This window comes from Cyanobium sp. ATX 6E8, assembly GCF_024346335.1.
GTDB lineage: Bacteria > Cyanobacteriota > Cyanobacteriia > PCC-6307 > Cyanobiaceae > Cyanobium_A.
The window spans coordinates 25,908-35,398 of sequence record NZ_JAGQCT010000020.1; the positions used below are offsets into that span (position 1 = coordinate 25,908).

A 9,491-nucleotide genomic window follows, 5' to 3' on the forward strand; every position below is an offset into this window, starting at 1 on the left:
CTCAGAGCAGGGGCGACGTGGAGGGCGGTTGGTGTTGTCGCTGGTCGGTGTGGCGCTGCCAGAAGGGCTGGGCTGCGGGGGCATCGGTGCGGTGGTGCCCGCCGCGGCTCTCGCTGCGAAAGAGGGCGGCTTCGACCAAGAGCCCGGCCAGCACCAGGCGCTGATGCAACTCCTGCAACCTTTTCAGAGCTGGCAGCTCGGCGGCGGCGAGCTGAAGGGATTGGCCAGGCGCGAGCGCCTGGAGTTGCTGCCAGGCAGGGCCGGCTTCCAGTTGCTGGCGCTGGCAGCGCACGTTCAAGAGGGCAGGCGCCAAGGCGTGGGCACTGCGTTCGACGCCCGCCACCTGCCAGCACAGGTCCCGTAGGGCGCTGATTTGGGCTTCCAAGGCCCCCAGCTGGGGTAGGCCCAGCCCGGCCATCTCGGGCAGATCCTGTTCCCCGCTGGTGTCGTGTTGGGTTGGGCGGGGCTGGTCTGGTGCCGGCGGCAGGTGGATGGTTCGCAATTGCCGGGCAAACACCAGGCACTCCATCAGGGAGTTGCTGGCCAGGCGGTTGGCGCCATGTACGCCGGTGCAGGCCACCTCCCCCACGGCGTAGAGCCCGGGCAGGCTGGTGGCGGCGTGCAGATCCGTCCAGATGCCCCCCATCCAGTAGTGGGCGGCGGGCGCCACGGGGATTGGTGCGCGGGTGGGGTCGAGCCCCAGTTCGCGGCAGCGCCCCAAAATTGTGGGGAACTGCTGCTCCAGTCGGGAGACGCCCACGGGCCGCAAATCCAGCCAGAGATGGTCCACGCCCAGCGCCCGCATGCGCCGGGCCAGGGCTCGGCTGACGGCGTCCCGGGGGGCCAGATCACCGCCCGGCAGGCCATCCACAGGGCTGTTGCCCGCCCCATCAACTAGGTGGGCCCCTTCACCACGCACGGCTTCGGAGATCAGAAAATGGGGGGCTCCCGGCAGCATCAGGGCTGTTGGATGGAATTGCACGAATTCCAGATCGCGCACCACCGCTCCTGCCTGCCAGGCCATCACCACCCCATCGCCGCTGGCCAGGTTCGGGTTAGTGGTGTGGGCAAACAGGTGGCCGCCTCCCCCGGTGGCCAGCACCACGGCCCGCGCCCCCAGCCAGTGGATCCTGTTGCCTTCGAGCACCTGCAGGCCCACGCAGCGGCCGTGCTCCATCCAGAGCTGTAGCGCCACCACACCCTTGCGCTGCTCGAGCAGGGGCTGCCTCAGCACCTCCCGCTCTAGGGCATCCACCAGGGCGCCGCCGGTGCGGTCCTGGGCATGCAGCACGCGCCGGTGACTGTGGGCGGCTTCGAGGGTGGTGCTGAGGCCATCGCCGTCGCGGTCAAAGGCCATCCCCAGTTGGAGCAGGCGCTCCACGCAGGCAGGAGCCTCATGCACCAGCAGTTCCACGGCCGCCCGGTCGCACAGGCCGGCGCCGGCACTCAGGGTGTCGGCGATGTGGCTGGCGAAGCTGTCGTTGGGCCGGGTCACGGCGGCGATGCCCCCCTGGGCCCAGCGACTGGCCGATCGGGGGGTGCTACCGGGATCGCTGTCTTTGCTCAGCAGCAGAACGCGTAGATGGCTGGGCAACTCCAGGCAGGCCATCAGGCCGGCAGCTCCGCTGCCAACCACCACCACATCCCAGAACTGCTCTGCCATGGCGGCTGAAGGCATCCGGCAAGGACCGGCACTAAAAAAGCCGCCGGAAGGCCCCGACGGCTTTCAAGGTGGCAGTGAGCTTAGGGCTCAGCGGTATTGGCCATCGTTGATGCGGTCGTCGCCCTCGTTGAGGGCAATCGATGCCTCAGTGACGGTGAAGTTGTCCTTGTACTTGTTGAACAGTTCCTTCTGACGGTCGGTCAGATCCAGGCTGAGCACATCATCGACGCTCTGATAGGGACCACCCAGGACGATCTTGCCGGCCAGGGTGGGATACATGCCGGGATAATCCTGGAAGCGACGGACGGAGCAATTGTTGAGGTCCACCTTGCCGGCCCGCTCGGCGATTTTGTCGTCGGCCAGGTTGCGCCGGTCGGCGGCATAGGCGGCGGGGGGAATCAACAACGTGATCAGGAGGCCGGCCAGCACCACCCCACTCATCAGCCAGGCAACCAGCCGTTTCATCACGACACTCCGTTGAACTACGGGACGGGAGGTGGTCAAAGCCACCAGAGTTCAACGTTACAGAGCTGAGCCTGGATCCCTGGGCTGGCTGCCCCAGGATTTTGCAGATCTTCAGATCAGCCCGCTCAGGTTGGGCGCCAGTAGGGCCGCCAGCAGAAACAGGGCGTCTACTGCGAGGGTGGTGGCCAGGGCGGAGGCGGTGATGCGCCCCACCGGCCCCCGCTGCCAGAGCCAGCGGCAGGCCTGCAGCAACAGCGCCCCGCAGAGCAACACCAGGGCCAGGGGCAGGGGAGCCAGCACCTGCTGGGCGGCGGCCTGCAGCAGCAGCGGCGCATCCGCAGGGCTGGCACTCAGCACCTGGGGCCAAAAGGGCATCACGCCTGTGGCCGCCATGGCGGCATCTGTGAAGGCCGTCCCCATCAGGGAGCCCAGATAAAAGCCGCAGGCCAACTTCCAGCGTCCCTGCAGCCCCGCAAGGGACAGCGGCAGAGCGAAGGCCTCAATGGGCAGATGCCAAAGGGGATGCAACCGCACCCACCCCCAGAACAGACAACCCCCCAGCCAGCTGCCGCAGAACCCCACCAGCAGCTCGCCGCTGCGGCGGATCCGGGGGCTGGGGTGGTGGGCCAGCGCCAGGGCAAAAGCCAGCAGCGGCACGGTGAACAGCGCAGCGCTGAAGGGGGCCAGCCGCACCCAAGGGGCCTGCAGGAACACCGGCAGGGTGACCAACACGCCGCTGATCAGGATCAGTCCAGGGTTCTGAGCCGCCTGGAGCCACGCCCAGGCGCCATTGCTGGCCCATGGCGTCGACGCCAAAAACCCGTTGCCCACCGCGGCAAGCGGTTGGCCCAGAGCCGGAGACTGTGCGCTGGGACGGGCCCCGACCACCAAGGGATGTAAAGAAAGTTGTCCAACCTTAAGGGGTCGAGCGGGGGCTCCGGCCATAGGGTCGGCCGAGTTTGCCCGGCACCGCATGGCCCTGTTTGCCGTTCTTCCGGATCTGACCTCCCCGATCATCGGGATTTGGGAAGCCTGCTTTCGATCGCTCATCCTCGGCGTGGTGCAGGGGCTGACGGAGTTTTTGCCGATCAGCAGCACGGCCCATCTCAAGGTGGTGCCGGTGCTGCTGGGCTGGGGGGATCCAGGGGTGGCGGTGACTGCCGTGATCCAACTGGGCAGCATTGCGGCGGTGCTCGGCTATTTCCGTGCCGACCTGGCTGAGGTGCTGCGCGGGGTGGCCAGGGCCTTCCGCTATGGCCAATGGAGCGATCCCTCCGCCCGCATGGGGGTTGCCATCGCCCTGGGCACCGTGCCGATCGTGTTGGCGGGTCTGGCTTTGAAGCTCTGGGTGCCGGGTTACGACAACTCGCCGCTGCGCAGCATGGGTTCGATCGCGGTCGTGTCCATCGTGATGGCCCTGTTGTTGGCCTGGGCTGAATGGGTGGGCAGCCGCCGCCGGCAGCTCGACGACGTGCAGCCCCGTGATGGTCTGTGGGTGGGTCTGGCCCAGACCCTGGCGCTCGTACCCGGCGTCTCCCGCTCCGGCAGCACCCTCACCGCTGCTCTCTTCGACAGCTGGCAGCGCCCGGCGGCGGCCCGCTTCTCCTTCTTGTTGGGCATTCCGGCGATCACCCTGGCCGGACTGGTGTCGTTGAAGGAGGCCTTCAGTGCCCCCTCCGGCGGCGGCGTGGTGCCCATGCTGGTGGGAATCGCGGCCGCGGCGGTGGTGTCGTGGGTCGCGATTGCCTGGTTGCTGCGTTTCCTGCAGCACCACAGCACCTGGGTGTTTGTGATCTACCGGCTGCTGTTCGGCGTTGCCATCCTGATCTGGTTGGGCGCCAGAGTGAATGGCTAGTTCTTTGCGTACCACCTCCCGCCGTGTGGAATGAGCCCTCTGCGGGGATTGCCCTGGCTGCCCTCGATGGCACGTCCCCCCGGTTGCCGGCCCCAGCCGTGGTTGCCACGGTGGAGCCAGGCTCCATCGGCGAAGAGCTCGGCTTTCAGCCCGGCGATCGGCTGCTCAGCATCAACGGCAAACGCCCGCGGGATCTGATCGACCTGCAGTTTCTGGTGGGTGAGGAGGAGCTCACCCTCGAGGTGGAAGATCCCGATGGCACCCGCCACACGGTGGAGCTGGAGAAGGATCTCGACGAAGGCCTGGGCCTGGGCTTCACCGAGGCCCTGTTCGACGGGCTCAAGCAGTGCAACAACGCCTGCCCCTTTTGTTTCATCGATCAGCAGCCGCCGGGGCGCCGCAGCAGCCTCTACCTCAAAGACGACGACTATCGCCTCAGTTTTCTTTACGGCTCCTATCTGACGCTCACCAACCTCACCGCCGCCGACTGGCAGCGCATTGAGGAGCAGCGGCTCTCCCCCCTGTTTGTTTCGGTGCATGCCACCGAGCCGGAGTTGCGCAGCCGCTTGCTGGTGAATCCACGGGCTGGCTTGCTGCTCGAGCAGTTGGGCTGGTTCGCCCAGCGGGATCTGCAGATCCACGCCCAGGTGGTGGTGTGCCCGGGGATCAACGACGGCCCGGCGTTGCAGCAGACCCTGCACGACCTGGCCGCGTTCGCCGCTGGGGAGTGGCCCGCGGTGCTCTCGGTGGCGGTGGTGCCGGTGGGCCTCACCCGCTTTCGTCCCGATGGGGATGCGTTGGTGCCCGTCAACCGCCACGCCGCGCGCCAGGTGATCGCCCTGGTGGAACCCCTGCAGCAACAGTTCCAGCAAGACATGGGCAGCCGTTTTGCCTGGTTGTCGGATGAGTGGTACTTGATGGCCGGCCTGCCCCTACCGCCCCGGGCGGAGTATGAGGATTTGCCCCAACAGGAAAACGGCGTGGGCAGCATTCGCGCCTTTCTGGAAGCGCTTGATGAGGCCACCCAAAACCTGCCGCAGGCCTTGCCCCGGCCGCGGCGCCTCAGCTGGGTGGTGGGCCAGTTGGTGGCCGAAGCGCTCGAGCCTGTGGTGGCCCGGCTGAATGCTGTGGACGGCCTGGAATTGATCCTGCATGGCTTACCCAGCCCCTATTGGGGCCAGGAGCAGGTGGTGACGGGCCTGTTGACGGGTTCGGATCTGCTGGCAGGCCTGTCGGGTCGCGATCTGGGCGAGGCCCTGCTGCTGCCGGCCGTGATGCTGCGCCAGGGGGAGCCAGTCTTCCTGGACGACCTCACCCTGGTTGAGCTGGAGCGCCAACTGCCTGTGCCCATCCGGCTGCTGGGGGGTGCAGACGACCTTGTGGCCTCCTGTTTCGATGAGAATTTTCGATCTCATTAAGATCTGGCCATCAGGCTGTATCAGGCGTGTCCAAATCCATCTCTCGACTCGCGCTCATCGGCCTGCTGGGGGCTCCGATGCTGGCGCTTGCCGCTGAGGCCCAGGAGTCAGCGGCTGCGACTCCGTCTCAGGCGGACGCGGCCACGCCGTTGCCCCTCGCCCCTGAAACGCCTCGGGGCGGTAGCCCCACCCAGGTGCGCGGGTACCGCCCCAAAGTCAATCCCACCCTGGTGACGCCGGCAGCCACCCAGCTGGCTCCAGGTCTGGACAACCTTCCAGCTCCAGCCTCCTTGGCCCTGCCGGTCAAGCCGGAGCAGGTGCGAATCCTCGAGTTGCGGCCCCTTGGTTTGCTGGAGGTCGAAAATCTGGCAGAGGTGAACAACCCCAATCTCAAGGCGATCGCCAGCCAGGTGGATCAGGCCCAGAGCAACCTGCGGGCCCAAATTGCTCAGTGGTATCCCAACCTCAACTTGCAAGCCAACTCGCTGCCGACCTTCACCACCGGTCAGGCGCGTTCGGATGCTGCCAACGGCACCACATCGATTTCAGCAACGGAACGCTGGTCCCTCGGTGCCGCTCTGACGGCCCAGTGGGCGCTGATCAACCCCCAGCGGGTCCCCACGATCGCGGCGGCCCGTGATCAGTTTGAAAAGGCCAAGTTCCAATACGTGATCGCTCTGAGGGATCTGCGACTGCAGACGGCATCCATCTACTTCGACCTGCAGCAGGCCGACGATCAGGTGCGGATCGGCCAGGAGTCGGTGCGGGCTTCGATCGTGAGCCTGCGGGATGCCAAGGCCCGCTTCCAGGCCGGGGTAGCCACCAAGTTGGAGGTGCTGGAGGCCGAAACCCAGCTCTCCCGCGACCAGCAGCTGCTCACCAACTCCCTGGCGGCCCAGGCGATTGCGCGTCGCACCCTGGCGGCCCTGTTGGACCTGCCCCAGAACGTCACCCCAACCGCCAAGGATCCAGCCCGGGTGTTCGGGGTCTGGCAGCCCTCCTTGCAGGAGAGCATCATCGCGGCCTACACCTTCCGCGAAGAGCTCGATCAGGCCCTGCTCGACATCTCGATCGCCAACAGCCAGGCTAATGCAGCCCTGGGAGCCGTTCAGCCATTACTCAATATTTTTGCCGGCTTCACCGGGAATGTCTTCAACGGCAACGAGTCCGTTGTCACGGCTCAGCCCGGCGCAGATGGCACGAATTACGAAACGGCCCTCGGGCTCAACCTGAGCTGGCGGCTCTTTGACGGCGGTGCCGCCGTAGCCCAGTCGCGGCGGAACAAGCAGCTCGCGCAGGAGAACACCTTCCGCTTTGCCCAGCGCCGTGACGGCATCCGTCAAGAGGTGGAAACCAGCTTCTACGAGCTCGAAAAGAACAACCGCAACATCGTCACCACCTCCCGGGAAGTGATCTCAGCCCGGGAATCGCTGCGCTTGGCCCGTCTGCGCTTCCAGGCCGGTGTCACCACCCAACGGGAGGTGGTGGACAACCAGCGTGATCTCACCCAAGCCGAGGTGCGCTACTCCAATGCCATCACCGACTACAACAAGCGCTTGGCAGAGCTGCGTCGCCGAACTGGTCTCGATCAGGTGGCCAGCTGTACGCCCCAGTCTCTCCCTGCTGCGAAGCCAGTCGGTGCTTCCGATGTGCCCGTGGAACCCACTCCCTTGATCCCGGCCTGTCAGGCTGCCTCCCAAGGAGCGGTTTGAGCCGGTGAGCGCCACTTTGGCTGGTCAGCACCCGACTCTGGGCCTGGCTAATACCCTGCGTCTGGGGCTGTTTCAGGGCTGCCTTGGCTGTTTGGCCGTTGTTTTTGCTGGCCTGCTGAACCGGGTGATGCTGAGTGAGCTCGGCTTTCCTGGCCTGCTGGTTGGAGGCGCTCTGGCTTTTGAGCAGTTTGTTGCCCCATCCCGGGTGCTGTTTGGTCAGATCTCGGATGCCCATCCGGTTGGGGGCCGCCATCGCACGCCCTACATCTGGCTGGGTACGGCGCTGTTCTGTGGACTGGCCGTGCTGTCGATCCCTCTGATCTTTCATGTGGGTCGCTTGCTGGACAGCGCCTCCCAGCCGGAGTTGGGCCTTGGGATCGCTGGCCTGTGCGGGCTGTTTGCCTGCTATGGGTTGGCCATTTCTCTGGCCACCACCCCCTACCTCGCCCTGGTGATCGATCGCACCAGCGAAGTGGAGCGGCCCCGGGCGGTGGGCATCATCTGGTGCCTGCTCACGGTGGGCATCGTCATCGGCGCGATCGCCATCAGCCTCAACCTGCGCGGGCTGGATGGCATCACCGATCCAGCCCTTCTGGAGCCTGTGTTGCTGGGATTCATGGCCAAGGTGGTGGTGGTGGTGCTGGCCCTCACGGTGGTCGCCACCTTGGGGCTGGAGCCCGGTGGCGTCAGGGACCCGTCTGGTTTGGCTAGCGAGCGCCGCGATGACGCCATCACCCTCGCCCAGACCTGGGCTCTGATCACGTCCAGCCGTCAGGTGCTGGTGTTTTTCTCCTTTCTGGTGCTGTTCACCCTGGCGCTGTTTCTCCAGGACCCCATCCTGGAAAGTTATGGCGCCGACGTGTTTGGCATGCCGATAGCCGCCACGGCCTCCCTCAATGCGTTCTGGGGCATGGGCACGCTGGTGGGCCTGTTGCTCGCCGGCCTCTGGATCGTGCCAAGGCTTGGCAAGTTGGCCACAGCCCGGCTGGGCTGTCAGCTGATTCTCGCCAGCCTCGTGCTGTTGGCCCTGGCGGGCCTGGTGGGCCGGGTGCCGGTGCTTCAGCTGGTGATGCTGCTGTTCGGGCTGGCGGCGGGCATCGGCACCAACAGCGCCCTGGTGCTGATGCTGGATCTCACCCTGCCGGAAGCGGCGGGCACCTTTGTGGGCGTCTGGGGATTGGCCCAGGCCCTCTCCAGGGCCCTCGGCAAGGTGGTGGGGGGTGGTTTGTTCGATCTGGCTCGGGCGCTGCAACAGGTCTTCGACCTGCCAGCCTCCACCTATGCCCCCTACGCGCTCGTGTTCAGTGCGGAGGCGGCTGTGGCTTTTGCGGCTTTGCTGTTGCTGAGCCGCGTCAACCTGCGTCAGTTCAGGGAGGATACGGGGAGGAGCCTCAGCAAGGTGCTGGCCCTCGAGCTCGGATGAACGCTGATCCCACCACCCTCCCGGCCCCGCATCTCAGTCCTGGTCTGGACGCCCTGCTCGATCGGGTGGCCGCGCGCCAACGCGCCGATTTTGGCCACATGGCCTCCGATCTCAAAGCGGATGGCAGCCTGATCACCGCCTGCGACCGCTGGAGTGACGCCACCCTGGTGGAGGGATTGGCCCAGCTGTATCCCGGCGAGGGAGTCCTCAGTGAAGAAGGGGACAAAACCGTGCCAGGGAGCGATGCTTACTGGGTGGTGGATCCGCTCGATGGCACCACGAATTTTGCCGCCGGCATCCCCTATTGGGCCATCTCCCTGGCACGTTTTGAGGGTGGTATCCCGGTGCTGGCGGTGCTGGATGTGCCGCCGCTGCGCCAACGCATCGTGGCCATCCGTGGTCAGGGAGCCTGGCGCAATTGCCGCTTGCTCCAGCCTCCGTCCCGGCAGAGCCACCCCGCCGGTTGTGCGTCGCTGTGCAGCCGCTCGATCGGGGTGTTGCAGAAACTGCCCAACCAACGCTTCCCCGGCAAGATCCGCCTGCTCGGCGTGGCCAGCCTCAATCTGGTGAGTGTGGCCATGGGCCAGACGGTGTCGGCCCTGGAGGCGACTCCCAAGATTTGGGATCTGGCCGCCGCCTGGTTGGTGCTCAGCGAGCTCGGCTGTCCGATCCGTTGGTTGGTGCGATCGCCGGAGGCCATCGCCGCCGGGTCCGATCTCTCAACGGCCGACTTCCCTGTGCTGGCGGCCGATCGACCGGACACCCTTGCCCGTTTCATGCCGTGGGCCGAGGCGCTTGTGGCCTGATCCTTGCTCAGCGGTCAGAGGGGGTGTTATGTTTTTGGACTGCGCGCAAGGGGAAACCCGAAAGCGAGCAGGCTTATGGCAGAAGGAGGCGAGAGCCGACGGTGTTGTAAGTTTTCTGAGTCGCCGGGAGGCGACGTTCCGCCTAGAGC

General features: G+C 66.1%; 8 protein-coding genes. 5 read left to right on the top strand and 3 right to left on the bottom strand.

Annotated elements, in window-relative coordinates:
* Position 1: 1 nt before the first annotated feature.
* From nadB to KBY70_RS12980, 3 genes are all read right to left on the bottom strand, one after another.
* Positions 2–1,663 (bottom strand): L-aspartate oxidase, encoded by a 1,662-nt coding sequence (gene nadB, locus KBY70_RS12970; protein ID WP_254988779.1) that lies wholly within the window; start codon positions 1,661–1,663, stop codon positions 2–4.
* Between the two features lie 87 nt (positions 1,664–1,750).
* Entirely contained in the window at positions 1,751–2,128 is a 378-nt protein-coding gene (gene psbU / locus KBY70_RS12975; RefSeq protein ID WP_094561507.1) for a photosystem II complex extrinsic protein PsbU, read from the bottom strand.
* A 111-nt stretch (positions 2,129–2,239) separates the two neighbouring features.
* Positions 2,240–2,959, bottom strand: a complete 720-nt coding sequence (locus KBY70_RS12980; RefSeq protein ID WP_315859752.1) for a DUF3120 domain-containing protein — start codon at positions 2,957–2,959, stop codon at positions 2,240–2,242.
* Between the two features lie 142 nt (positions 2,960–3,101).
* Between KBY70_RS12980 and KBY70_RS12985 the strand changes: the two genes are divergently transcribed.
* The 5 genes from KBY70_RS12985 to KBY70_RS13005 all read left to right on the top strand — a co-directional run bounded on the left by KBY70_RS12985 (position 3,102) and on the right by KBY70_RS13005 (position 9,342).
* On the top strand, positions 3,102–3,983 hold the full coding sequence (locus tag KBY70_RS12985) for an undecaprenyl-diphosphate phosphatase (RefSeq protein WP_254988780.1): 882 nt from the start codon (positions 3,102–3,104) through the stop codon (positions 3,981–3,983).
* 23 nt (positions 3,984–4,006) lie between these two features.
* On the top strand, positions 4,007–5,401 hold the full coding sequence (locus tag KBY70_RS12990; protein ID WP_254988781.1) for a TIGR03279 family radical SAM protein: 1,395 nt from the start codon (positions 4,007–4,009) through the stop codon (positions 5,399–5,401).
* A 77-nt stretch (positions 5,402–5,478) separates the two neighbouring features.
* The gene (locus KBY70_RS12995) at positions 5,479–7,113 is read left to right on the top strand and encodes a TolC family protein (RefSeq protein WP_261356145.1); all 1,635 of its coding nucleotides are present in this window, start codon (positions 5,479–5,481) and stop codon (positions 7,111–7,113) included.
* A gap of 91 nt (positions 7,114–7,204) precedes the next feature.
* Entirely contained in the window at positions 7,205–8,536 is a 1,332-nt protein-coding gene (locus KBY70_RS13000) for a BCD family MFS transporter (protein WP_254988783.1), read from the top strand.
* Entirely contained in the window at positions 8,533–9,342 is an 810-nt protein-coding gene (locus KBY70_RS13005; protein WP_254988784.1) for an inositol monophosphatase family protein, read from the top strand. Before KBY70_RS13000 ends, KBY70_RS13005 begins: the two co-directional genes overlap by 4 nt.
* Positions 9,343–9,491: the final 149 nt, after the last annotated feature.

Coding starts and splice junctions, on each gene's coding strand:
- nadB (WP_254988779.1), bottom strand. CDS start 1,663: ATGGCAGAGCAGTTCTGGGATGTGGTGGTGGTTGGCAGCGGAGCTGCC.
- psbU (WP_094561507.1), bottom strand. CDS start 2,128: ATGAAACGGCTGGTTGCCTGGCTGATGAGTGGGGTGGTGCTGGCCGGC.
- KBY70_RS12985 (WP_254988780.1), top strand. CDS start 3,102: ATGGCCCTGTTTGCCGTTCTTCCGGATCTGACCTCCCCGATCATCGGG.
- KBY70_RS12995 (WP_261356145.1), top strand. CDS start 5,479: ATGCTGGCGCTTGCCGCTGAGGCCCAGGAGTCAGCGGCTGCGACTCCG.
- KBY70_RS13005 (WP_254988784.1), top strand. CDS start 8,533: ATGAACGCTGATCCCACCACCCTCCCGGCCCCGCATCTCAGTCCTGGT.